This window comes from Moraxella sp. DOX410 (assembly GCF_032248735.1).
GTDB lineage: Bacteria > Pseudomonadota > Gammaproteobacteria > Pseudomonadales > Moraxellaceae > Faucicola > Faucicola tetraodonis.
Window position 1 is genome coordinate 337,125 of sequence record NZ_CP135138.1, and the last position, 24,275, is coordinate 361,399.

Consider the following 24,275-nt stretch of genomic DNA (forward strand, 5'->3'; position numbering starts at 1 on the left):
ATTATTAAACCAATATAAACCAAAAACATGGAAGGAAAGGACGATGTCGACTGCATTAAAATTTGCCACCCCATTTATCGTTGCGATGGCGCTGGTAGGCTGTAATAAAAAAACAGAAACCACCACCACCACTACTGCTTCAGCGCCAGCTACCACAGTTACCGCTAGCGCCAATGGTGCAACGGCAACCGCTACGGTAAGTACCACAACGACGTCGACCACGGCAGTTGACCCTAACATGACGCCAGAAGACCACAAAAAAGCGCGTGAAAGAATCATGAAAGATTGGAAAAAAACCAACCAGACCATTGGTGCGATGGTTAAAGATCCAAGCAAATTTGATGCCGCGCAAGTCAAAGCCGCCGCCGAGAAACTTAACCAAAATCCTTGGGTGCATTATCCAGAGACAGCCAAAGGCGGTGAAGCAAAAGATGAAATTTGGCGCGATGCTGCAGGGTTCCAACAGCAGATTGATAAATTTAAAACCGCTGCCAGTGCCCTTAATGCCGCCGCTGCAACTGCAACCAGTGTCGATGGCATTAAAACCCAATTTGGCGATTTGGGCGCTAGCTGTAAATCCTGTCATGACAAATATAAAGAAGACTAATTTTTTATCCCTAATAAAAAAGGCAGCGTTCAATGACTGCCTTTTTTATTGATTTAATTCGCTTTGATAAAATTGTGAGAGATATCAAACGAGGTCAATGGTAGCGGGCGCAGTTTGATTAACTGGCTTAGCAACACTTTGGCATCGGTTGACAGTTTTTGCCCCGTTTGCCAAAACTTCACCGCTTGGGCTTGTACATCGGCTTCAAAAGTGCTCTGACTGGTATCAAAATCAGCAAACAAATTATCTTTAGACACGCTAAAGGGTTTGTTGCAGGCCAGCGTTAATAAACATTCAATCGCCTGCGGCAGGATTTCCACTTGTTCAAACTGTTGCTGCTGCTGCTGATTACGTCCATCGGGCGCATACCAATAGCCAAAGTCATTGAGCAATCGGCGTTTTTGACCTGCCATACACCAATGGCTAATTTCATGCAAGGCACTGGCAAAAAATCCATGCGCAAACACAATTTTGGCAGGCTCGGTATCAGTCGCGGCAAAATACTCAGGCTCATGCTCGCCTTTGACCAAAATCGTATCACGATGGCAAAACCACCGTTTGAACCAACCTATCAGCCATTGCACTTGTAATGCTTCCACCGATACCCATTGAAAGTCAGTCAAAGGGCGATTTTTTGTCTTTGATATACTGGCGAGTACGGGCAAAAAATTAACCCTTAATGCTAAATTCGCACTTTGTTGGTCAATCACAGTTGTGTCAATATCATTGGCTAACACAGGCGCCACCGCGAATTGACTGACAAAAGGCAGCGTCATAAAGGGAAAAATAGCAAGGGTTGGTGGTGATATTTGTGCGGATAGTGGCGATAGGTGTGTGGACATAGCAAAAGTAGGGTTGATAAAAATTGCTATTATACAATTTAACCGCCCGCATCGACTAGGAAATCACGCCTACAACATGCTACCATGCAATGGACGTCAGTATGCTTTATACTACAACGCAACATAATTAAAAGGAGCGGTGAAATGACGCTACATTCTTTATCAAACGTGCCATCACAATCATCGCAAGATGTACCGACAACTGCCCCATCCAAAACCGCCAATAACACCACCAGTGAGATTGGCGCCAGTGCCAGCTTGGTTAAGTTTATTGACTTGGCACGTTGGGAGCATAACAACGATAACCATTATCACTGGGAAGGCAAGGTGAGTCTCAAGGATTTGCCACGTATCTATGCCTTGGGTGATGAACATCATGACAACGATCAGCCACTGGATGTGATATTAGATATCCAGAAAAAAGGGGACGTGGTATTTTGGCAATTACATACCACGGGCGCGCTTTGGCAAACCTGCCAGCGCTGCCTAGACCCCGTTGCAGTGAGTCTGGATGTCGATAGTGAGCTTGCACTGCTTGAAGATGAAAATCACGTCGCATTGCTTGATGAAGGCACAGAAATCATCCTGATTGATGAGCTAACGGATGACAATAAACTGTGGCTATTACCAATGATTGAAGATGAGTTATTGGTTGATTTGCCATTAGCGCCCAAGCATGATGACTGCGAAATGGCAGTCACTGAGGTAGGCGAGTTGCCAGAGGCAGTGGCAGAAAAAGAAAATCCGTTTGCGGTACTGGCAAGCCTAAAAAGTTAATAACAACCACGCCATTATATACGCCGTCATACATGTAGTAACAAAAACTTGCCACTAAATGTCGGTTAAGGCTTTGCTAAATGGGTTTTTTTACGTATAATATGGCGTTTATAAATTTATCTGATTGTCTGTTCCAATAGTTTGCCTTATATCCATGCCAAATATCGATACCAAGTTGTTTGCATGATGATGTAATGAGGTTAAGGGAACGATGTTTTAATAGCGAGAAGCACAGGAGCTAACCTCATGGCTGTTCAACAAAACCGTAAAAGCCGTTCACGCCGTGATATGCGTCGTTCACACGACCGCATCACAATCAATGCTGTTGCTGTAGATGCAACCACTGGTGAAAAACACATCCGTCACCATGCGACCAAAGACGGTTTTTACCGTGGTCGTCAATTATTCAAAGTAGCAGCCGTTGCTGAATAATTAACGCAAAATGTAGGGCTTTGACATAGCTTAGTATGCATTGGCTAAGCACCAAAAAGGCTGATGATAATTCATCAGCCTTTTTTTATTTGTTTTTGATGTAAAAATACCCGAAAGAAAAAACTAGAATTTTTTTTTCAATATGCCATAATAATCAGAGTACAATTGTACACATAAATTTACTGGCTTACTTTGCCTACTGGCTTGATAGTAAGTTATATTATTGCCAGTTAAGTTTGATAAGCTTATAACGTCAATCTAAGCTACTGACGCCATTTTGATTTTGCTGATAACTTTTGGTAAAGTAATCGACCAAAAAATCGCCTAAGCAAATTTTTTTGACCATGTTTTTTAGCGGTCTAGTAGACGCAATACAACATAAGCGGTACAACATAAGCAGTACAATATAATAAGTTAGGACATTATGGATAACCCAATGCAAAGCCAAACCAGCGCAAATCAACCAGCCACTTCATCCCAAGACAATGCTGCCTCTATGAAATATGCTGTGATTTTCCCAGGACAAGGCTCGCAGAGTGTGGGCATGCTAAACGATTGGGCAGCCCAGTATCCTACTGTCAAAGCAACGTTTGATGAAGCCTCAAAAGCGCTTGGGTTTGACTTGTGGGCGATATGCCAAGGGGCGTCAGGTGCCGCGTCTTTAGATGATACTGCGTATACCCAACCTGCACTATTGACCGCTAGTATGGCAATTTGGCGGGTGCTGCGCGATGAGCTTGATTTACAGCCGGCATATGTTGCCGGGCATTCACTGGGTGAATACAGTGCGCTGTGTGCCGCTGGGGTGTTGAGTTTGGCAGATGCGGTAAAGCTGGTGCATCATCGTGGCCAGTATATGAGCGCCGCCATGCAATCACAAACAGGCAAAATGGCGGCGATTTTAGGTCTCCCTGATGAAGATGTACAACAAATATGTGATGCTGTGGTAGCGGAGCATACGCAGGCAGTGGTCAGTCCAGCCAATTTTAACGCGCCAGGGCAAGTGGTAATTGCAGGCAATGTGGCAGGCGTGGATTTAGCGTCAGAGAAAATTGCTTCACTCGGTAAAAAAAGCATGCCGCTAAAAGTTAGTGTACCATCACATTGCCAGCTGATGACACCTGCCACCGATAAGCTTGCCGCAGAATTGGAAAACGTGACATTTAACCCACCCAGCATTCCGGTGATACAAAATCGCCATGCACGGGTAGAAACCGATGTCACTGCAATCAAACAAGCCTTGATTGAGCAACTCAATATGCCCGTGTTATGGTCGACTATTGAGAATAATTTAGCAGACGCGCAAGTCAGCTTACAAATCGAATGTGGCAGTGGTAGCGTGCTGACAGGACTAGCCAAACGTCAAGCGCAGAAAATTAACACTCTAGCGACCGATACAGTGGCTAAACTAGATAATATAAAACAACAATTATCAGCCCAATAAAAAAACCAAGGAAGTATATGACTCAACGTATTGCATTAGTGACAGGCGCTAGCCGTGGGATTGGTCAAGCAATCGCCAAACGTCTGGCAAATGAAGGCTATCTTGTCATCGGCACTGCTACCAGTGAAGAAGGCGCAGCGGCAGTCAATGATTACCTACAGGAATTGGGTGGTGCAGGTCGCGTGCTCAATGTGCAAGATGCCGAGCAAATCAACCAGTTATTTGATAGCATTGAAAAAGAATTTGGCAATGTACAGGTACTAGTCAACAATGCCGGTATTACCCAAGATGGTCTGCTCATGCGGATGGATGACAATGCCTGGGAGCGCGTGCTCGACGTGAATTTGACCTCGGTGTTTCGCACCAGTAAACGCGCCATAAAAGGCATGATGAAAGCGCGGCAGGGTCGCATTATTAATATCACTTCCGTAGTCGCTGCGATGGGCAATGCCGGACAAACCAACTATACGGCAAGCAAAGCAGGTATTGAAGGGTTTACCCGCTCACTGGCTCGGGAGATTGGATCACGCCAAATCACCGTCAACTGCGTGGCACCAGGCTTTATCGACACCGACATGACTAGCGAGCTTGATGAAGCATTGATTCAATCCATGCTTAATGCCGTTCCGCTAGTCAGACTGGGCAAACCTGAAGACATCGCCGCTGCGGTAAATTTCTTGGCAAGTGAAGAAGCAGGTTATATTACCGGCACTGTGCTTGACGTCAATGGCGGCATGTACATGTAAATGGTTTAGCCTGCCAAACACCAACCTAACGAGCGTTAAAATGCAGTTTTTGAACTTAAAATACAGTTTTTGAAATAGTAACAGGTTGCATTATTTTATTTTGAAATAGGCAATGAGCATGATAATATGCTCTAATATGTAGTTTACTCGATATATCATATACCCCAATGCAAGGAGAGAAGCATGAGTAACGAAATCGAACAAAAAGTAAAAGCCGCAGTAGCTGAGCAATTAGGCGTGAATGCAGAAGACATCAAAAATGAATCTTCATTTATGGATGACCTCGGTGCAGATTCACTTGACCTTGTTGAATTGGTGATGTCTTTTGAAAACGAATTTGGTATTACCATTCCTGACGAAGACAGCGCACAATTGACCACGGTGCAAAGTGCTATCAGCTACGTACAATCAAAATTGGCTAACTAATTGCTAGTTATTTAATTTAGCCGCTTACTTATCACTTAGTTAAGCGGCATTTTACCCCAGTTTTAGCGATAAAATTGGGGTTTTTATTTGTTTAAAATCAGCTCCAACACAAACTTCGTCCCGATAAACGCCAAGCCAAGCAAAATCACACCATATAGCGTCATATTAGCCGCGCGTTGACCTCGCCAGCCAAAGCGCCAATGTCCAACCAATAACGCCCCAAATACCAGCCAAGACAACAGACTAAACACAGTCTTGTGTACCAAATGCTGCGCCAGTAAATTGGTAGTATCGATAAAGCCCAACAACAGCGAAATCGACAATAGGCCAAAACCGACAGTAATCATATCAAACAGCAAGGCTTCCATGCTTTGGAGTGAAGGTAGTTTATCGACCCAGACACGGTGAAAGGTTTGACGTTTGAGTTCGCTGATTTGTAGCCGTAGCATAATCGCGGCAATCGCTGCCATAAATAGTACCGAATAGGCAGCCAAAGACATGATGATATGGGCTTGTAAGATAGGACTGATGGTTGATAGCGGGTGATAGGGTGCATCGCCAAAAAAACCAATCATCATGCCCAAAAATGCCAACGGCGTTGCCAAAATCCCAAGCGGCAAAATTTGGCGGTAAAGACAAAACCCCCAATAAAATAACAGCATAAACAATGTCGTCAACGACACGACATTAAAAATATTAAAGTTTAGCCCGCCTTGGGTAATGATATCAGGATATAACACCACCGCATGACCCAATAACCCAATCAGCAATTGCCCAAGCACCATGCCTTTACGGATGGGCTTTTGTTGCGTAACTGCCCACATCAAATAGACGGTAGTTAAGCCATAACAGACTAACGCAAGTACAAAGATTACAAACACCCTAGCCTCATTAAAAATCATCAAATACGTGCAAAATGCGATGGTTATACTAGCATGACCCATGCAACAAATCGCGATTTTATCGGTATTATATTAGCAGTTTTAGCTAATTTAGCATAAAATAGTAAGATTATAAAATTGATAGCAATAGATTAGAGAAATTATATGTTTGAAACCTTAACCGAACGCCTGTCGACGAGTTTACGTAGTATCTCTGGTACAGGGCAGCTAACTGAAGACAACATCAAAGACACCTTGCGTGAAGTGCGTATGGCACTACTAGAAGCTGATGTCGCCTTGCCAGTGACGCGCGATTTTGTGTCACGGGTAAAAGACAAAGCCCTAGGTCAAGAAGTCCTTAAAGAACTCGCCCCGGGTCAAGCCTTTGTTAAAATCGTCTATGACGAACTGACCGAGATGATGGGCAGTGCTAACCAATCACTTGAAATGACAGGCAAACCACCCGTTGTATATTTGCTAGCGGGCTTGCAAGGAGCGGGCAAAACCACCACAGCCGGTAAACTTGCCAAATATCTGCAAGAGCGCCATAAGAAAAAAGTCATGCTAGTCTCTGCGGACGTCTATCGCCCCGCGGCAATCAAGCAGCTTGAGCAAGTCGCTGAGCAAGTCAAAGCCAGTTTTGTGCCATCAAGTGCTGACCAAAACCCGATTGATATCGCCAAACGCGCCATCGAACAAGCCAAAGTACAGTTTCAAGATATTTTGATTATCGATACCGCAGGTCGTCTGCACATCGACGAAGCCATGATGGACGAAATCAAAGCCTTAACCGCAGCCGTCACTCCGTCAGAAACCTTGTTTGTGGTTGACTCAATGACCGGTCAAGATGCGGCAAATACGGCAAAAGCCTTTAATGATGCGCTACCTTTGACTGGCGTGATTTTGACCAAGACTGACGGTGATGCGCGCGGTGGTGCGGCGTTATCGGTACGTGCCATCACTGGCAAACCGATCAAATTCTTGGGTCGTGGTGAAAAACTTGACGCGCTTGAGCCCTTCCACCCTGAGCGTGTCGCACAGCGTATCTTGGGCATGGGTGACGTGCTGTCACTGGTCGAAGAAGTCGAGCAAAAAATTGACCGCGAAAAAGCCGAAAAAATGGCGAAAAAAATCCAAAAAGGCGGCGAGTTTGACCTTGAGGATTTGCTAACCCAATTCCAACAAATGAAGAATTTGGGCGGCATGGCGGGCTTCTTGGATAAGATGCCAGGCATGAGCGGTGCGGATGTTCAAAAAGCGGTATCAGATGCCAAACCAGAAGAAAAGGTCAAAGAAATGGAAGCACTCATTCATTCCATGACCCCATTTGAACGTAAAAACCCCGATAAAATCAACCCAAGCCGTAAACGCCGTATCGCGGCAGGCGCGGGTAAAGACGTACAGCACGTCAATCAGCTGTTAAAGCAGCACAAGCAAATGGCAAAAATGATGAAAATGTTATCTGACCCATCGGGCATCAGCAAAATGATGAAAGCGGTGCAAGGGTTGACCAAAGGCATGGGCGGTGGCGGTGGCGGTGGTCCATTATTCGGACAAAACAACCAAGCAGGTGCAAATACTACGACAGTTAACGGCCAAGCCAATCCAGTTGCGCCAAAATTCAAAACCCGTTTTTAAAATTTTAATCGCAGAATTGTGCTTTCAAAGCCCGTATGCATTACGGGCTTTTTTATTCATCTAAGGAATAATGAAAGTATTAAATATTCCAAGACAGTATAATTAAAAATCCTTACTATATTTTCAATCATTAAGCCATTGGATGTTTAGCTTGGCACTTTGAAAACTTATGAGGAAAACATGACAAACGCGACCCAAACTCACCCATTCACCACCCGTACTTACTCTAAAGGTAAAATATTTACATTAGCCGGTATTTCAGTGATGGCAGTGGCAAGCTTAACTGCCTGCCAAAAAGCCCCACCTAAAAACGAGAGTGCAGCCAGCGCTTCAGCCGCTAACGGCAATGGTGTATCTTTGCTAAACGTATCTTACGACGTGTCCCGCGAGTTGTATAAAGAATACAACCCGATTTTTACGGGGCAGCAAAAACAAGCCGTCACTATCCAGCAATCGCATGGCGGCTCAAGTAAACAAGCCTTGAGCGTGGCGAATGGGCTTAAAGCGGATGTGGTGACCATGAACCAAACCTCAGATGTAGAACTGCTGGTGAAAAAAGGCTTGGTGGATAAAAACTGGCAACAAGCGTTTCCCAATAACGCGGTACCTTATACCAGCACCATGGTACTATTAGTTCGCAACAACAACCCCAAGCAAATCAAAGACTGGGATGACTTGGCAAAACCCGGTGTCAGTATCGTGATTGCCAATCCAAAAACCAGTGGTACAGCGCGATATGGTTTCTTGGGTGCGTATGGATATGGCTTGCATCACTTCAATAATGACGAAGCCAAAACCAAAACGCTGGTGAAGCAAATTTTGAGCAATGTGGCAGTGTATGACAGTGGCGCAAGGGCAGCGACAACAAGCTTTTTACAACGAGAAATCGGTGATGTGCTGATTACCACAGAGAATGAGGCACAAATCACCAAAAAAGAATTTGCCGATAAAAACTTACAGATTATTTATCCCAGCTATTCGGTCAAGATTAGTAACCCTGTCGCTGTGGTGAATGCCGTTACCGAGCAAAAAGGTACCACTGAATTGGCAAAAGCCTATTTAAAAGGTTTGTGGGATACGCCTGCCCAAGAGATTATGGCGAAGAATTATTTGCGCCCTGTGGATGCGGCGACTTTGGCAAAATACCAAAGCCAATTTCCTGCAATTGCCACGTTTGAGCCAAATCAAGTTTTTGGTAGCTGGGATGAGATTATGAGCAAGTTTTTTAAAGATGGCGCAATTTTTGACCAATTGGCGGTAAAAAAATAACCGTGGCTCTAGCGATTGGCGAGGGTAGTTAAGTCATACTTTAAGGCATCAAAACACACATCGGCAGCAAAGCCCCGATATTGCAAAAATCGCAGTTGACGGGCTTTTTCTTTAGGCTCCGTCGGGATGGCATCACCGTATTTTCGTACCCGTGCTGCCACTGCTTGGGCAAGCCAATCCACTTCATAGGCCTCATCTGGGTCGTCATCCGCCGTGTCTGATTCAATATCATTGAGTAATAAATCTTCAAAAAAATCATTGTGCATCTCAATCCATGCATTAATCGCACTGACCGAACGGACGGTGGTTAAGCCGTGTTTTTTTAACGTTTGAAAAATCCGCTGGGTACCATGCTGCTTGCCGATACCTTCTTTGATTAATGCAGATGTCATACGCTCATCGCTTTGATAGCCTTCTGCTTCAAATTCGGTCAAAAGCGTTTCGATAGCCGCCGCATCACATCCTTTAGCCAGTAGTTTGTCCCGCAGCTCTTTTTTAGATTGCTCACGCCGCCCAAGATAATAAAACGCCAGCCAACGCATGTAGCTCTCAGCTTTAAGCTTGTCATGGTAAGCTTGGCGTTGTTCATCAGTCATTAACTGATTTTCGATATTTTTTAACAAGGATTTAGGATCTGGCATAGCGGTTTTAACCGTGACTAAAAAAAGCTAACAGGCGGGGGAACAAGTTGAGCAGTATAAAAACAAAAACCCCAGTAAAAACTAGGGTTTTGGTTAGCTAGGCAATTATTGCATACCTTCGACAAACTCAGGGGGTTCAACATCATGCGCTTCTTCTGGCACAGGTTCGACATTACCAAGCTTAGCAGCGCGCACTTTGGCTTCAATCTCTTGGGCGATTTGTGGGTTTTCTTCCAAAAATCTAATAGCGTTGGCTTTACCTTGACCAATTTTACTGTCGTTGTAGCTGTACCAAGCGCCCGATTTTTTGACCGCATCAATATCGACGCCCAAGTCCACCACTTCACCTAAATGATTGGTACCTGTCCCATACATAATGTCAAATTCTGCTTGGCGAAACGGCGGCGCCAGTTTATTTTTGATGACTTTAACGCGGGTCTCAGAACCGACGATGTTTTCACCGTCTTTAACCGCACCAATACGACGAATATCCAAGCGCACCGACGCATAGAATTTAAGGGCGTTACCACCGGTTGTGGTTTCTGGCGAGCCAAACATGACACCGATTTTCATACGAATTTGGTTAATGAATACCACCATACAGTTAGAGCGTTTGGCGTTACCGGTGATTTTACGTAGCGCTTGGCTCATCAAGCGCGCTTGCAGACCCATGTGGCTGTCGCCCATCTCGCCTTCAATCTCTGCGCGTGGGGTAAGGGCAGCGACCGAGTCAACAACAATCATATCCACCGCACCTGAGCGCACTAGCATATCAGTGATTTCAAGCGCTTGTTCACCGTTGTCAGGCTGCGTGACAAGTAAAGCGTCGACATCAACGCCCAATTTTTTGGCATAAATAGGGTCTAGTGCATGTTCAGCATCGATAAAAGCACAGGTACCGCCTTGTTTTTGACATTGGGCGATTGCTTGCAAGGTTAAAGTGGTTTTACCCGAACTTTCAGGACCATAAATTTCGACGATACGACCCTTTGGCAAACCACCAATGCCCAGTGCGATATCCAAACCCAATGAGCCTGTGGAGACTACATCCACGTTGATTTTTGCTGACTCATCACCCAAGCGCATGATGGTATTTTTACCAAATTGTTTTTCAATTTGTGATAAAGCGGCAGTTAAAGCTTTGGCTTTATTGTCGTCCATAAGGACTCCTTATTAATAAAAAAGGTTCATGAAAAAGGGAAAAATTTAAAAGCAGAGATAAGTTAAAAAAGAAGTGAATTGATAAGGCTATAATAACAAAATATACGGAAAATTATAGGGTTAAATCACTGATATACGACATATATTGTCGCTTATTATTGTTAAAAATTAATTAAAAATAACATGAGAAAATCTCTAAATAAATGGGTGTTTTTTGGGTGTTTTCAAGGCATATTTTGCAACAAAAATCCCCACTGACCTAGTGAGGATATGCAATGCGAGGCGCTAATATTGAGTACTAGGGCGCTGCATCTTCTGGTGAATCATTGGGTAGTTTTTGGGTGTTGCTAGGTATGGCAGAGCTAGGCATGGCAGTGCTCGGATTTGAATCGGCTGTCGCTGCCAAATAGCTTTGCGGATGATGGTGAGTGATTTTTGCTTCTTCATGCGCCAGTGAGCGTGCCGCTTGACGTAGCTCAAATTTCTGCACTTTACCTGTCGAGGTTTTTGGGATTTGCGCAAAAATAATATGTTTGGGCACTTGGAAACCTGCTAAATATTTACGGCAATGGGCAATGATGTCTTCCCGATCTAGGGTTGAGCCTTCGCGGATTTCGATAAAGGCTACCGGTACTTCACCCCATTTTTCATGGGGAGCAGCAACCACCCCACAGCTTTCCACTTCGGGCATACGATACAGCACGTTTTCTACTTCGATACTTGAGATATTCTCACCGCCCGAGATGATGATGTCTTTGAGCCGATCCATAATTTTGATGTAACCATCTGGGTATTTGACGCCCAAGTCACCGGTCTTAAACCAGCCACCGTTAAAGGCTTCTGCGGTGGCTTTGCGGTTTTTTAGATAGCCTTTCATCACCATATTACCGCGGATAGCAAGCTCACCAATTTCGCTACCATCGGCTGCAACCGGGGTAGTGGTGCCTTGTTTGAATACATCAAACCCCGCTAGCAAATGTGAGTTCATGCCTTGGCGGGATTTTTTTTGCGCGCGTTCACTGACAGTCAAATCGTCCCATTCTGGGCGCTCAACACACAGGGTGACGGGACCATATACTTCTGTCAAACCGTATACATGGGTGATTTTAAAACCCATTTCTTCCATTTTGGCGAGCAAAGACTCAGGCGGTGGTGCACCTGCGACATTACAACGTACTTCATGTTTGATGGCTTTTTTCAGCGCTTCATTACCATTGGCAATCATGTTGTGCACGATAGGCGCTGCGCTATAGTGGGTGACCTTTTCATCGGCAATCAACCGTAAAATCAAATCAGCATCAATTTTGCGCAAGCAGACATTGGTACCCGCGCGCTCGCCAATGCTCCAAGGAAAGCTCCAGCCATTACAGTGAAACAAGGGTAGCGTCCATAAATACACAGGGTGCTTTGGCATATCCCAATCTAAAATATTAGAGACAGCATTTAAGGTCGCACCACGATGGTGATACACCACGCCTTTTGGGATGCCTGTGGTACCTGAGGTGTAGTTGAGCGCGATGGCATCCCATTCATCAGTTGGTTTTTCCCAGTTGTCTAAGTCGGTTCCTGAGGCAATCAATTCTTCATACGTCATATTGCCAAACTGTTCAGTGGGCGTGACGGCAGGGTCGGTGGCATGAATGATAATTAAATTAGGAAATGACTCTTGAACCAGCGCAATATGCTGTTCAAACTCAGTATCGACAATCAATACTTTCGCTTCACTGTGCTGTAGGCAAAACACCAAGGCATTGATGTCCAAACGGGTATTTAAGGTACATAGCACACCACCAGACATCGGTACGCCAAATGCGACTTCAACCATGGGTGGGGTATTGGGCAGTAGCACTGCAACAGTATCGTCTTTATCGATGCCCAGTTTTTTTAGGGCATCCGACATTTTGCGGCAGCGATTATAGGTTTCGCCCCAACTTTGCCGTAGGTCATTGTGCTCATAATCTTTATACACAATCGCCGTTTGATCGGGATAGATGCTAGCAGTACGCTCAATAAAATCAATGGGCGTAAGCGGGGTATAGTTGGCAGGATTTTTTTCCAGCCCTGTATGGAAGTTTGGCATAACGACATCCCTGTAGTTAATAAATAAACGCCTTTATCATAACAAGGATTTTGACCAAATCCTATATATCAGTGTGCTTTTTGATAAAATATAAAAAAATGACCAAAATAGATAAGCCTTGACTGTGTTTTACAAGCTAGCACAACACAGTCAGGGTTTAGTCTTCGACAAATACGCAGCCAAGTGTGAATACACCGATATTTGCTATAGAGACACTGGCGGCAGGAAGAACTTCGGTTTTAGCATAACCGCGTAACGATAAATAGTTGAGTAGGGACTTGGTATGAGGGTTTAAATTGCCGCTAAGCACATACATTGTACCTTTTTTGCCATTGGCGGCGGTGATGATAGCATCGGCGAGTCGCTCAATACATTTTTCAAAACTACGCACCTTTTCAAAGGCGACTATTTGACCTGAGTATTCGACTTTTACAATCGGTTTAATACCGAATAAATTGGCAAAAAAGCCGACTGGGGCTGAAATACGCTTGGTACGAATCATGCCTTTAAGGTTATCAACTGCCAAATAGATATGGATTTTATCGCGCAGGCGGTTGATTTCGGTGATGATTTGAGGGATTTCTGTGCCTTGTTTGAGTAAGCGTGAGGCTTCTTGTACAAGAATCGCTTCGCCATGTGAAATCGTGCGTGAATCATAGATATAAATTTTCATGCGATGACTAAACATGGAGCTGATATTGAGCAAGTTTTTGTAGGTCTGGCTTAAAGAAGAGGACAAACAGATGAATAAAACTTCTTGCACGTCTTCTTTGATGAGCTGATAAAAGAATTCAATGAGCTGATTTTCAGTGGGGGCAGAGGTACTGATGTCGATATTGGGGGTATCGAGTAGAATACGCGATAAACTGTCTAAGCTTAGGTTTTGTCCATCTAGATAATTGGCACCGCCCATATGGATATTCATTGGCAACATTTTGACATTTTCTGGAATGCCAAGGTCGTCAAGACAAGACGTAGACGTGCTCACAATCATTTTCTTCACAGTAATTTCCCTTCGGTTGTACTTTTATCCTAGCTTGATATTAGCATTATCACAAAAATAAGCATGATTTTTTTGTAGACTCATCGGGACAAAATTTGCCTTATGCTTTCAAAGATGACTATTTATAATAGGTTGACCTATTTTTGGTTTGATGTATGCTTAAGGTATGTTGATACAGCTACATCGCGTGACCAAATTGACGAATTCCCACATTAACGAATTGATTATAATAACGAGCTCTTTGACAAAGTGACAAGATTAATTCCTTAATGTGACCAAATAGTGAAAGGAAATTACTGCCAAGGATTATTTATGTCAAATAACAGCCGGATATCTACTCATAACACCCATTATCCGCATATTTTTGAGCCCCTAGATTTAGGATTTACCACGTTAAAAAATCGTATTGTGATGGGCTCGATGCACACAGGGCTTGAAGATCGGTTTTTTAACTATCCAAAGCTAGCCGCTTATTTTGCCGAGCGCGCCAAAGGGGGTGTTGCCATGATGATTACGGGCGGTATCTCGCCCAATCATGAAGGTTGGTTAGTGCCGGCAGGCGGGACGCTCAATCACAAAGGCGATGTGATAAACCATCGTAAAGTCACCAAAGCTGTGCACCAATATGACTGCAAAATCATCTTGCAAATTCTGCACAGCGGTCGCTATGGTTATCATCCATTGGCGGTATCAGCCAGTCCCATCAAGTCGCCTATTTCACCCTTCAAGCCCCGTCAAATGAGTGAAAAAAATATTTTGGCGACTATCAAAGACTATGCCAAAACTGCCAAACTTGCACAAATGGCGGGCTATGATGGTGTTGAAATCATGGGTTCAGAAGGCTATTTACTCAATCAGTTTTTAAGCAATCACGTCAATCAGCGCACCGACCAATGGGGCGGTAGTTTAGAGAACCGTATGCGTTTTGCGCTTGAAGTCATCAAAGCGGTACGCGAGGCGGTGGGAGAAGCGTTTATTATCACCTTCCGTTTGTCGATGATTGACTTGGTGCCCGATGGCAACACCATGGATGAAGTCATTACTATCGCCAAAGCCATCGAAAAAGCCGGTGTGACCATAATAAATACGGGGATTGGCTGGCATGAAGCGCGTGTTCCCACTATCGTCACGTCGGTGCCACGCGCAGCATTTGCCGATGTGATTGCTGAAGTCAAACGCCACGTGACTATCCCTGTGATTGCTGCCAACCGTGTCAATATGCCAGAGACTGCCGAGCAGCTGCTAGCAGATAACCAAGCTGACTTGGTACAAATGGCGCGTCCGTTCTTGGCAGACCCAGATTGGGTAACAAAAGCCAGTTTAGGACAAACTGACTTAATTAATACTTGTATCGGCTGTAACCAAGCGTGTCTAGATCATACATTTGAGAACCAACGCTCAACCTGTCTGGTCAATCCCCAAGCCTGTTATGAAACTGAACTGGTGTATAAACCTGCCAAAAAAGCCAAAAAAATTGCCGTAGTGGGCGCAGGCATGGCAGGCTTATCAGCGGCGACGGTCGCCGCCAAACGCGGTCATCAGGTCACCTTGTTTGAAGCACAGGATAAAATCGGCGGCCAGTTTAACTATGCCAAAGTGATTCCCGGTAAAGAAGAGTTCTTTGAGACCATCCGTTACTTTACCAATTTGGTGGACAGCTTAGGCATTGAGCTTAAGCTCAATCACAAAGTCAGCAAAGAGGAACTAGAGTCGGGTCAGTTTGATGATGTGATTATTGCGACAGGCGTTGTGCCACGGGCGCTTGACTTTGAAGGGGTGGAGTTACCGCAAGTGATGAGCTATGCCGAATTGCTATCGGGTCAAAAAGTTGCAGGTAAGCGAGTCGCGGTGATCGGTGCAGGCGGAATTGGCTTTGATGTCAGCGAATATTTGACCTCCACCCATGTTAAACCGTTTGAAAAAGATGCCCAAGGTAACGTGATTTATCAACCCCATCCGCAAAGCGTAGACTCATGGAAACGTGAGTGGGGGGTGGACACCAACCCACACTATGACAGCGAAGGTGGACTGGTAAAACCAGAGCCCATTACCCCGACCCGTGAAGTGTATTTGATGCAGCGTAAAAAAGGTCGCTTGGGGGCAGGTCTCAATAAAACCTCAGGCTGGGTGCACCGTGCTCATATCAACAAGCATGGCGTCAAACAGGTGAGCGGCATTGGCTATGAGAAAATTACCAATGAAGGGATTTGGATTACTAACCCAGACGGTCATAGCCAATTATTGCGCGTTGATAGTATCGTTATCTGCGCGGGGCAAGAATCGGTCAATGACTTAATGCCGGCCGTGGGTGATGACTTGACAGCCCAATATCACTTGATTGGTGGGGCAAAATTGGCAGGCGAATTGGACGCCAAACGTGCCATTCGCGAAGGCGCGGAAGTCGCTGCCATGTTGTAGCAGCTTTTACTATGTCATAAAAAAGGCGATGAATGAATGTCACCGCCTTTGTTTATATCGACCGCGTGTTATTGAATGGCATCAGATGCTAAGAAAAAATTGCGCGCTTGCTGAGAGTCAATCAGTTTGTCTACAGCACCTTGCAAATCGTGCGTAGTATGCGGCTGCTCAATCATCTCGCGAATGGTGTCATACAGCCGTGAAAACAACGAGAAATTACTCTGTAGCAAATAACTCATAATTAGCTCGCTCACCCCCGTCACCTCTAAATCAAGCGACGTCTTAAAGCGCAGCTCGCCATCCATCACATCCATTTCCAAATTGCCAATCATCAAATCATAATTCAGATAAGCGAGCATGGCGAGCATCTCTGGGCGATTGGCTTCAGCAATCGCAGTAGGATAAACACTGTATACCGCAATCAATTGCTGCTCACTAAAAAAACGAATCATACAACCCCAATGCCGCTCTTTATCCGACACTTGCATCGTATAATGATGAATACTTTGCTCATCTTGTTCGCTGGCAGGGTGATACATAAATTGATAACCCATACTGGCTAAGATATGCTCTATGTCATCGGGGGTAATCGGTTGTATCTCTAATTCGTCATCTGCATCAAGCGACTCACTGGCTAAAATCGGTTCATCTTGTGAATGGCTATGTTCATCAAACGCCGCATTGACCGGGTTTTTAGCAAAAGGCTGATAGCCAGTAGCATCGGTATGCTCGTTTGTCTCAGCACACTGAACAGAAGAGTCAGTTGTCTTATCGGCTACAGGGAGTGACGCTGATTTTTCAGCAGTAAAGAACAGTTTTAGGCGTTGCCATAAACGCTTCGGATTTTTGGACATTGATTTCACTTACCCAAGAAAAAATAGCTAAAAATAGAAAGAAAAACGAAAAGCAGAACAGTTAAAAAACAAAAAATTTAACAAACAGGTTGGCAAAACTTTGATGCTATCACCAAGCTTTATATGGATACTTTATATGGATAATAACAAAGACCTGTCGCAAGTTAGTATATAATAAGCTTTCTACACAACTTTAGCCAATTATCTATACAATGGGTATAGGGCTATAGTTTATCAATTTAATCTGTTATCTATTTAATGACTTGCAAATTTTAACCAATGCTATGCCAAATCCAACACCCACTGCTATACCTATCTCGGCGACCAGTTCGCTGCTAAACTGTCAAAATGTCACCATACAACGTGGCGAATTTCCGCTGTGTGAAGCGGTGAATTTGGTGCTAAACCGTGGCGATATTTGTCATTTGGTGGGTGAAAATGGCACCGGCAAAACCACATTTTTGATGCAGCTTGCAGGGTTGATTCCTGTGTTGACCGGTGATATCAGCTGGCAGGGCAAGGCAGGGTTACCTGTGCAGCCATTTTATGTGGCGCACCAATTGGGTATTCATTTGCAACTCACCGTTGAGCAAAATTTGCGATTTTTGTTAGCCTTGTATGGCATCAAACCAAGCGCAGAGGCGCTTGAGCAAGCACTCGATTGGGTTGGGTTAGCAGGTTATGAGAAAATCAACTGCTATCAACTCTCGGCAGGGCAGACGCGCCGCGTGGGTCTGGCACGTTTGCTGTTTGCGCTGGAGTATGTAGCGCAATTTCCTTGCTGGCTACTTGATGAGCCGCTGACCGCGCTTGATGTCAATATGATTGCCAAAATTGAACACTTGATGCAAACATTCGTTCAGCGCGGTGGGGCAGTGCTCATGACCAGTCACCAAACTGTCGCCGTCGCCAACAAGCAATTAGATTTAACCTTGTACATGGTTTAGGGGCAACTGCAATGATTGATTTTTCTGCCCTGTGGCAACGTGAATGGCAAATCAAGCAGCAAAATAAAGTGCAGTGGTTATATCCACTGGTGTTGTTTTTAATTATCATCACCTTATTTCCACTGGCGATGGGGACGGAGCCAAAATTATTGCAGCAACTAGGCGTGCCTGCGGTATGGATTGCAGCGTTATTGTCGCTGATTATGGGTATGGAAAACTTATTTCGCCCAGCACTTGATAACGGTACACTGGCACAATTGGTTGTCGCTCGTGCCTCGATTCCCACTTGGGTGCTAGTACGGCTCATGGTGCATTGGCTGACCAGTGCGGGAATGGTGTGTCTGCTCGCATTTTTGGCGATGCCGCTTTTTGGCTTGACCAGCCAAGCAGCCATTGCCCTGAGTGCGTCGATTTTGGTGGGCAGTCCGATTTTGTTGTGCTTATCAGCGATTGCCAGCAGCTTGACATTATCGCTAAAAAACGGCGCGGTGTTAGTGCCATTGATTTCGTTACCGATGCAGCTCCCTGTGCTGATTTTTGCCACAGGGGCAGTGGGGCAATTTGCCATGGGGCTTAACGGTTATCCGATTTTAGCCCTATTACTGGCGGGCAGTATTTTGGCAGTCATCGTCACGCCTTTTGTGATTGCATTTTCATTAAAACTGGCTTGGTTAAGCTGATGATTTTTAGATGAAAAAATCCCCAAATACCAGTAAAATAAGCGAACAATTATCTTATTGTTGATGGCTTACATTCATTTTAGAAAAAAAAGCAAGGCGCATTCCATGGCAGAAATTACCCCAAACGTTGGCAAAACTGGCTTTTTTTCTCGCCTTTGGCAAGGGTTTCTTAAAACTGTTGGCACCAAAGAGTTTTATCGTATTTTTGCCCCTTGGGTGAAATATTTAGCTGTCATTGCTGCGCTGCTATTAGCGGTGGGTGCCGTTTGGGGATTAGCGTTTGCACCTCCTGACTATTTGCAAGGCAATAGCTATCGCATTATCTTTATCCATGTCCCCACTGCCAGTCTAGCCATGTCAATTTATCTGGGCATGGCAATCTTGGGGGTGATTTTTTTGGTCTGGAAAATTAAAACCGCCAATTTGGTTGCCCAAGCGATTGCGCCGATTGGCTTTATGCTTTGTGTGTTAAGTTTACTCACAGGCTCGATTTGGGCAAAGCCTACTTGGGGCACATACTGGGTATGGGATGCCCGTCTGACATCCATGCTGATTTTGGCGTTTTTGTACGCAGGCGTGATGGCGCTGTTTGCTGCATTTGAACATACCGCCAGTCGTGGCAAAGCAGCGGCGATTTTATCGATTGTCGGTGCGGTTAATTTGCCGATTATCAAATATTCTGTCAACTGGTGGAATACCCTACACCAAGGCTCGACATTTACCGTAACTGAGCGTCCAAAAATGCCGCCCGATATGTATATTCCGTTGTTACTGATGATGTTAGGCAGCTATTTCTTGGTGGCTGCGCTGACAATCTATCGTACCAATACCTTGATTTTGCAACGTGAAAGCAGCAAACAGTGGGTGATTGATGAATGCAAACGGCTATATCGTTAAATTATTGCTAAGCTTGTCCTAGCTAAAATGTCGCCTTTTAAATCTATAGCCTTTAGCTTTAATCCTATAACTTCAATCTATTAGCCAAACTTGAGGTCGCCAATGAGCCCGTATTTTCATAATTTTGCCGAGTTTATCGCCATGGGTGGGCATGGTAGTTATGTGTGGTCAACTTGGCTACTGACTTTACTAGGCATTGTCGCGCTTGTCTTTTTTAGTCGTAGTCAGCGTAAAGCGACCTACCGAGATATCACTACCCAGCAGGCGCGCCAACAACAGCGTCATCAGCGTACAGCTAAGGGCAGGGGATAATAGTATCTATCGGCCTAATCGGTGTTATAATAGAAAAGTAGCCCCATAGGGTGTGGTTCATCAAAAGTGAGATGAAAAAAGCGATGAATAAAGTACGACAAAAAAAATTAATGTGGGTGATGGCAACCTTATTTGGCGCAATCATTGCCGTCGTTCTTGTGATTTATGCGGTCGGACAACAAACCGACTATTATTTTGACCCCACAGCCATTAGTCAAGGCAAGGCACCTGAAGATACCCGTATCCGAGCAGGGGGCATGGTCGTGCGTGGTAGTGTCGAGCGAGATAGCACAGACCCGCTCAATGTCAAATTTAAAATCACCGATTTTAAATCCACCGTACCGGTATCTTATAAAGGCATCTTGCCAGATTTATTCGCCGAAGGTTCGGGCGTGGTAGCCACAGGTTCACTTGAAGGCAATACCTTTGTAGCAAGCGAGGTACTAGCAAAGCATGATGAGAATTACATGCCGCCAGAAGTAGCAAAATCACTAAAAACCCAGCATCAAGCCAATGGCACGGATGTCAACCAAGCCCAGTTTATGCCAGCTACCCCTGTTAAACAATAAATTCACTTAGCTAAAAAGCCACTTAGGTAAAAAATTAATTAGCTAAAAAATCAGCGGGCTAAGAAAGCCATGTAGCTAAAAAAGTGGGCATTGACCCACTTTTTTAATATCTAAATAATGTGAAAAATTTTATGCCATACAAAATCTTTAACCATAAAATTTTTAAGCATAAAAAAAGGAAACCGCTTGGGTTTCCTTTTTGTTCAGTTTAAAAAACTGATTATTTTGCAGCAGATGCAGAAGCATCAGCAACATTTGCAGCAGCAGCATCAGCAACTTGGTTAGCAGCGTCAGCAACAGCAGAAGCTGGTGCGGCAGCAGATGCAGTGTCTACAACAACAGTAGAAGCGTTAACAGTTGCAGCAGATGCAGTTACTGCAGGTGCAGAAGCTTCAACAGTGGTAGTAGTTGTTGATGAAGCAACTGTAGTTGAGGCAGTTGTAGAGGCAGCAGCTGGTGCAGCTTCTTCTTTTTTGCTACATGCAGTCATAGCTAAAGATGCAGCAACTAAACTTGATACAGCGATTAATTTAACGTTCATTACGTGTTCTCCTAAAGAAAATAACCCCGTATTCACTCGACGATACTCTAAATAAAGCGTTTATTTAGAATTAAAGACACACGGGACATGAAACTGGCAATATTGTAGCGGAAACTTAGTCAAGATAGAATAACTTTCGCATAAAAAAATATAATAAATCTGATAAAAGGTTGTAACAAAATAACACCGCAATCACAAATACAACTTTTTAGATTTATTGATATCGCACGAAAAAGATATCTTTTTTAGCTTTTCGCAGAAAATGACGTATTATACGCATAAAAATATGGCAAAGATATCTTTATTTTTGTAAATTTACAATTTTTTTGTTTTAGCGGTCTATTGGATATAGTTAAAAAATAATTTTTTATGGTGATAATTGCTTAATCTTAATGAGATTTCTAAGGCTTTGATGGGTAGATAAGTTACATTAGTTGCATATTATTAGGGTTTATTTTCAAAAATCTGTATAAAACTACGATTTCACACAGTAATTTTTAGGCAAAATGCTACAATGCCAAAATAAGCATATTATAAAAGCAAGACGAGATTTGAGGAGGTAGTGGTATGAAGTGGGAAGATCGTGGCGGTAGTTCAAATGTACTGGTCAGCGGCGGTAAAGCTGTGGGCGGCGGTATTGGTAGTATTATCATTGGGTTGATTCTGTGGCTAGTGTTTGGTATGAATCCTATGACTGCTATGCAAACAGGTTCTGCAATCACAGGTGGAAATAGTAGCGGTCAACAAACCCTCGACCAGCAAACCGCTGACCGTGACCAAAAATTTGCCTCAGTGGTGTTAAAAGACACGGAAGAAGTTTGGGGTCAAATTTTTAGTGAAAACAATATGCAATACCAACAGCCTAAGTTGGTGTTATTTAATGGCATGGTGCGTTCAGGTTGTGGTAATGCGTCTTCAGCGACAGGGCCTTTTTATTGTCCTGCTGACCAACGCGTCTATCTTGATACCAGTTTTTTCCAAGAAATGCGCCAAAAATTGGGTATTACAGGTGACCAAAATGGCTCAGGTGATGCACAAAACCAAGGTAAAGCAGGTGACTTTGCACAGGCTTATGTGATTGCTCACGAGGTGGGTCATCATGTACAAAATCAGTTAGGTATTAGCCAAAAAGTAGATGAAGCCAGTCGCCGTGCCACTGAAGCACAAGCCAACAACTTATCAGTGCGACAAGAACTACAAGCGGACTGTTTTGCGGGTGTTTGGGCAAACCGTAACCAACAACGTGTTCAATTCTTAGAGCAAGGCGATATTGAAGAAGCGATTAATGCGGCGGAGCAAATCGGTGATGACCGTTTGGCCCAAGCCAGTGGTCGTGCCGCTGTCCCTGATAGCTTTACCCATGGTACCAGTCAACAACGTATGACGTGGTTTTCACGCGGTCTAAAATCGGGTGATATCAACCAATGCGATACTTTTAGTGGTGCAATTTAAGTAGCGTTGCGATTTAAGCCCAAAGGACGCCAATAAAAAAGACACCAACAAAAAGCTCAACACCAGGTTGAGCTTTTTCATTTCTATGAGTCAGCTAATTAACAGGATTAAGCGATAACACGATTAAGATTTATCTTTACGCGTCATTTGCTCAAAGAATTCATCATTGGTTTTTGAGTCTTTAAGTTTTTCTAGCAAAAATTCGGTAGCTTGTAGTTCATCCATTGGGTGTAACAGTTTGCGCAGAATCCATACTTTGCGTAGCATCGCCTCATCCATCAACCGCTCTTCACGGCGAGTGCCCGATTTTTTGATATTGATGGCAGGGAATACCCGTTTTTCGGCAATGTCTCGCTCAAGGGTAATTTCTTGGTTACCTGTCCCCTTAAACTCCTCATAAATCACCTTATCCATGGTACTGCCTGTGTCAATCAAAGCGGTTGAAATAATGGTCAAGCTACCGCCTTCTTCGACATTACGCGCGGCACCAAAAAAGCGTTTTGGGCGTTCTAGTGCATTGGCATCCACCCCACCAGTCAAGACTTTACCCGATGAAGGCAATACAGTATTGTAAGCGCGGGCAAGGCGTGTGATGGAGTCAAGTAAAATCACCACGTCTTGTTTGTGCTCAACCAAGCGTTTGGCTTTTTCAATCACCATTTCGGCGACTTGTACATGACGGGTTGGCGGCTCATCAAAGGTCGATGCGACCACTTCACCACGCACCGTACGCTGCATCTCGGTCACTTCTTCAGGACGCTCGTCAATGAGCAGCACGATGAGATAACATTCTGGGTTGTTTTTGGTGATGGATTGCGCGATAGATTGTAGCAGTACAGTTTTACCCGCTTTTGGTGGGGCGACAATAATTGAGCGTTGACCTTTACCAATCGGGGCAATCAAGTCAATGATACGGCCGGTTAAGTCTTCTGTGGTACCGTTACCCAGTTCTAAGCGAAGCTGCTGGGTGGGGAAAAGTGGGGTTAAATTTTCAAAAATCAGTTTGTGGCGAGAGCGGTCTGGGGTGTCGAAGTTGATTTCGTTAACTTTTAATAGGGCAAAATAACGCTCAGAATCCTTGGGTGGGCGAATCGTCCCTGCGATTGAGTCACCCGTCTTGAGATTGAAACGGCGAATTTGGCTCGGACTCACATAGATATCATCGGGACCCGCTAGGTAAGAGCCTTCCGACGATCGTAAAAAACCAAAGCCATCGGGCAAAATCTCAAGCACGCCATCCCCATAGATAGCTTCACCGTTTCGGGCGTGGGTTTTTAAAATCGCAAAAATGATATCTTGTTTGCGACTACGGGCCATGTTTTCTAGACCCATTTGCTCGCTAATCAACAACAATTCAGCAATCGATTTTTTCTTGAGTTCAGTCAAATTCATAGGTAAATCATCAATAACTAATTTTGAACCACCTCAAAACGTGAGTTGAGCAAAGGCGCTGCATCGTTTTAAGACAGTAGGGTGTGAAGAGAATATAAAGAGAAAAAACTAGAAACGTTTGAAATGATTAACTGAGCGTTGCAAACAGACAATACCAAGTACTAAACCAAATAATAGTAAATGCCTGCTAACGTAACGTTAAGCATATCGATAAGATAGTTATTTTGTGAGACACACTATACGACTTGACATATTCATTTGTCAAT

Annotated in this window: 23 protein-coding genes and 1 pseudogene; 15 read left to right on the forward strand and 9 right to left on the reverse strand. The window is 44.3% G+C overall.

The genetic code is table 11. The features are described 5' to 3' along the window. Positions 1 to 43: 43 nt before the first annotated feature. Positions 44 to 607 (forward strand): c-type cytochrome, encoded by a 564-nt coding sequence (locus tag RNZ41_RS01530; RefSeq protein WP_309596495.1) that lies wholly within the window; start codon positions 44 to 46, stop codon positions 605 to 607. 53 nt (positions 608 to 660) lie between these two features. Here RNZ41_RS01530 and RNZ41_RS01535 read toward each other — a convergent pair whose 3' ends face one another. Next, a complete protein-coding gene (locus tag RNZ41_RS01535; RefSeq protein WP_314027402.1) occupies positions 661 to 1,449 on the reverse strand; it encodes an elongation factor P hydroxylase in 789 nt (262 codons plus the stop codon). A gap of 144 nt (positions 1,450 to 1,593) precedes the next feature. Here RNZ41_RS01535 and RNZ41_RS01540 point away from each other — a divergent pair, with 144 nt between their 5' ends. From RNZ41_RS01540 to acpP, 5 genes are all read left to right on the forward strand, one after another. Beyond that, on the forward strand, positions 1,594 to 2,226 hold the full coding sequence (locus RNZ41_RS01540; protein WP_314027403.1) for a YceD family protein: 633 nt from the start codon (positions 1,594 to 1,596) through the stop codon (positions 2,224 to 2,226). A 246-nt stretch (positions 2,227 to 2,472) separates the two neighbouring features. Then, on the forward strand, positions 2,473 to 2,658 hold the full coding sequence (gene rpmF / locus RNZ41_RS01545) for a 50S ribosomal protein L32 (protein ID WP_007115626.1): 186 nt from the start codon (positions 2,473 to 2,475) through the stop codon (positions 2,656 to 2,658). Positions 2,659 to 3,154: 496 nt separating this feature from the next. Further along, positions 3,155 to 4,102, forward strand: coding sequence for an ACP S-malonyltransferase (gene fabD, locus RNZ41_RS01550; protein ID WP_062334799.1), 948 nt, complete (start codon positions 3,155 to 3,157; stop codon positions 4,100 to 4,102). Between the two features lie 17 nt (positions 4,103 to 4,119). Further along, positions 4,120 to 4,848 (forward strand): 3-oxoacyl-ACP reductase FabG, encoded by a 729-nt coding sequence (gene fabG / locus RNZ41_RS01555; protein WP_062332205.1) that lies wholly within the window; start codon positions 4,120 to 4,122, stop codon positions 4,846 to 4,848. A 183-nt stretch (positions 4,849 to 5,031) separates the two neighbouring features. Next, entirely contained in the window at positions 5,032 to 5,274 is a 243-nt protein-coding gene (acpP, locus tag RNZ41_RS01560; protein WP_007115622.1) for an acyl carrier protein, read from the forward strand. Positions 5,275 to 5,357: 83 nt separating this feature from the next. Here the strand turns inward: acpP and RNZ41_RS01565 are convergent, their stop codons facing one another. After that, entirely contained in the window at positions 5,358 to 6,155 is a 798-nt protein-coding gene (locus tag RNZ41_RS01565; protein WP_312524125.1) for a cytochrome C assembly family protein, read from the reverse strand. Between the two features lie 165 nt (positions 6,156 to 6,320). Here RNZ41_RS01565 and ffh point away from each other — a divergent pair, with 165 nt between their 5' ends. Both ffh and RNZ41_RS01575 read left to right on the forward strand, forming a co-directional pair. Next, positions 6,321 to 7,793 (forward strand): signal recognition particle protein, encoded by a 1,473-nt coding sequence (gene ffh, locus RNZ41_RS01570; protein WP_314027404.1) that lies wholly within the window; start codon positions 6,321 to 6,323, stop codon positions 7,791 to 7,793. Positions 7,794 to 7,973: 180 nt separating this feature from the next. After that, positions 7,974 to 9,062: a sulfate ABC transporter substrate-binding protein gene (locus tag RNZ41_RS01575; protein WP_076776468.1), complete on the forward strand. Its 1,089-nt coding sequence runs from the start codon at positions 7,974 to 7,976 to the stop codon at positions 9,060 to 9,062. An 8-nt stretch (positions 9,063 to 9,070) separates the two neighbouring features. Here RNZ41_RS01575 and RNZ41_RS01580 read toward each other — a convergent pair whose 3' ends face one another. From RNZ41_RS01580 to RNZ41_RS01595, 4 genes and pseudogenes are all read right to left on the reverse strand, one after another. Then, positions 9,071 to 9,703, reverse strand: coding sequence for a regulatory protein RecX (locus tag RNZ41_RS01580; RefSeq protein ID WP_076776466.1), 633 nt, complete (start codon positions 9,701 to 9,703; stop codon positions 9,071 to 9,073). A gap of 105 nt (positions 9,704 to 9,808) precedes the next feature. Then, positions 9,809 to 10,864: a recombinase RecA gene (recA, locus tag RNZ41_RS01585; protein WP_007115617.1), complete on the reverse strand. Its 1,056-nt coding sequence runs from the start codon at positions 10,862 to 10,864 to the stop codon at positions 9,809 to 9,811. 448 nt (positions 10,865 to 11,312) lie between these two features. Further along, a pseudogene (locus RNZ41_RS01590) lies at positions 11,313 to 12,944 on the reverse strand (acyl-CoA synthetase); the annotation flags it as partial. A 157-nt stretch (positions 12,945 to 13,101) separates the two neighbouring features. Then, on the reverse strand, positions 13,102 to 13,932 hold the full coding sequence (locus RNZ41_RS01595; protein WP_157797033.1) for a DegV family protein: 831 nt from the start codon (positions 13,930 to 13,932) through the stop codon (positions 13,102 to 13,104). A 327-nt stretch (positions 13,933 to 14,259) separates the two neighbouring features. Here RNZ41_RS01595 and RNZ41_RS01600 point away from each other — a divergent pair, with 327 nt between their 5' ends. Further along, entirely contained in the window at positions 14,260 to 16,365 is a 2,106-nt protein-coding gene (locus RNZ41_RS01600) for an NADPH-dependent 2,4-dienoyl-CoA reductase (RefSeq protein ID WP_100274085.1), read from the forward strand. A gap of 68 nt (positions 16,366 to 16,433) precedes the next feature. Here the strand turns inward: RNZ41_RS01600 and RNZ41_RS01605 are convergent, their stop codons facing one another. After that, positions 16,434 to 17,219, reverse strand: a complete 786-nt coding sequence (locus RNZ41_RS01605) for a YbjN domain-containing protein (protein WP_314027405.1) — start codon at positions 17,217 to 17,219, stop codon at positions 16,434 to 16,436. A gap of 284 nt (positions 17,220 to 17,503) precedes the next feature. On the opposite strand from RNZ41_RS01605, the gene ccmA reads away from it, so the two are divergent. The 5 genes from ccmA (at position 17,504) to ccmE (ending at position 20,624) form a co-directional block, all read left to right on the forward strand. Then, positions 17,504 to 18,166, forward strand: a complete 663-nt coding sequence (gene ccmA, locus RNZ41_RS01610; RefSeq protein WP_096489381.1) for a heme ABC exporter ATP-binding protein CcmA — start codon at positions 17,504 to 17,506, stop codon at positions 18,164 to 18,166. 11 nt (positions 18,167 to 18,177) lie between these two features. Beyond that, the gene (locus RNZ41_RS01615) at positions 18,178 to 18,846 is read left to right on the forward strand and encodes a heme exporter protein CcmB (protein ID WP_100270540.1); all 669 of its coding nucleotides are present in this window, start codon (positions 18,178 to 18,180) and stop codon (positions 18,844 to 18,846) included. Between the two features lie 105 nt (positions 18,847 to 18,951). Next, positions 18,952 to 19,743 carry a heme ABC transporter permease gene (locus tag RNZ41_RS01620; RefSeq protein ID WP_007117160.1) on the forward strand — a complete coding sequence of 264 codons (792 nt, stop codon included), beginning with the start codon at positions 18,952 to 18,954 and terminating at the stop codon, positions 19,741 to 19,743. Between the two features lie 102 nt (positions 19,744 to 19,845). Further along, on the forward strand, positions 19,846 to 20,055 hold the full coding sequence (gene ccmD, locus RNZ41_RS01625; RefSeq protein WP_314027406.1) for a heme exporter protein CcmD: 210 nt from the start codon (positions 19,846 to 19,848) through the stop codon (positions 20,053 to 20,055). Between the two features lie 83 nt (positions 20,056 to 20,138). Continuing rightward, positions 20,139 to 20,624, forward strand: a complete 486-nt coding sequence (ccmE, locus tag RNZ41_RS01630; protein WP_040404183.1) for a cytochrome c maturation protein CcmE — start codon at positions 20,139 to 20,141, stop codon at positions 20,622 to 20,624. 220 nt (positions 20,625 to 20,844) lie between these two features. On the opposite strand, the gene RNZ41_RS01635 is transcribed toward ccmE, so the two are convergent. Continuing rightward, a complete protein-coding gene (locus RNZ41_RS01635) occupies positions 20,845 to 21,165 on the reverse strand; it encodes a hypothetical protein (RefSeq protein WP_314027407.1) in 321 nt (106 codons plus the stop codon). 567 nt (positions 21,166 to 21,732) lie between these two features. On the opposite strand from RNZ41_RS01635, the gene ypfJ reads away from it, so the two are divergent. After that, positions 21,733 to 22,617, forward strand: a complete 885-nt coding sequence (gene ypfJ, locus RNZ41_RS01640; RefSeq protein ID WP_060994527.1) for a KPN_02809 family neutral zinc metallopeptidase — start codon at positions 21,733 to 21,735, stop codon at positions 22,615 to 22,617. A gap of 123 nt (positions 22,618 to 22,740) precedes the next feature. Here the strand turns inward: ypfJ and rho are convergent, their stop codons facing one another. Then, positions 22,741 to 24,009: a transcription termination factor Rho gene (gene rho, locus RNZ41_RS01645; protein WP_060994528.1), complete on the reverse strand. Its 1,269-nt coding sequence runs from the start codon at positions 24,007 to 24,009 to the stop codon at positions 22,741 to 22,743. Positions 24,010 to 24,275 lie beyond the last annotated feature (266 nt).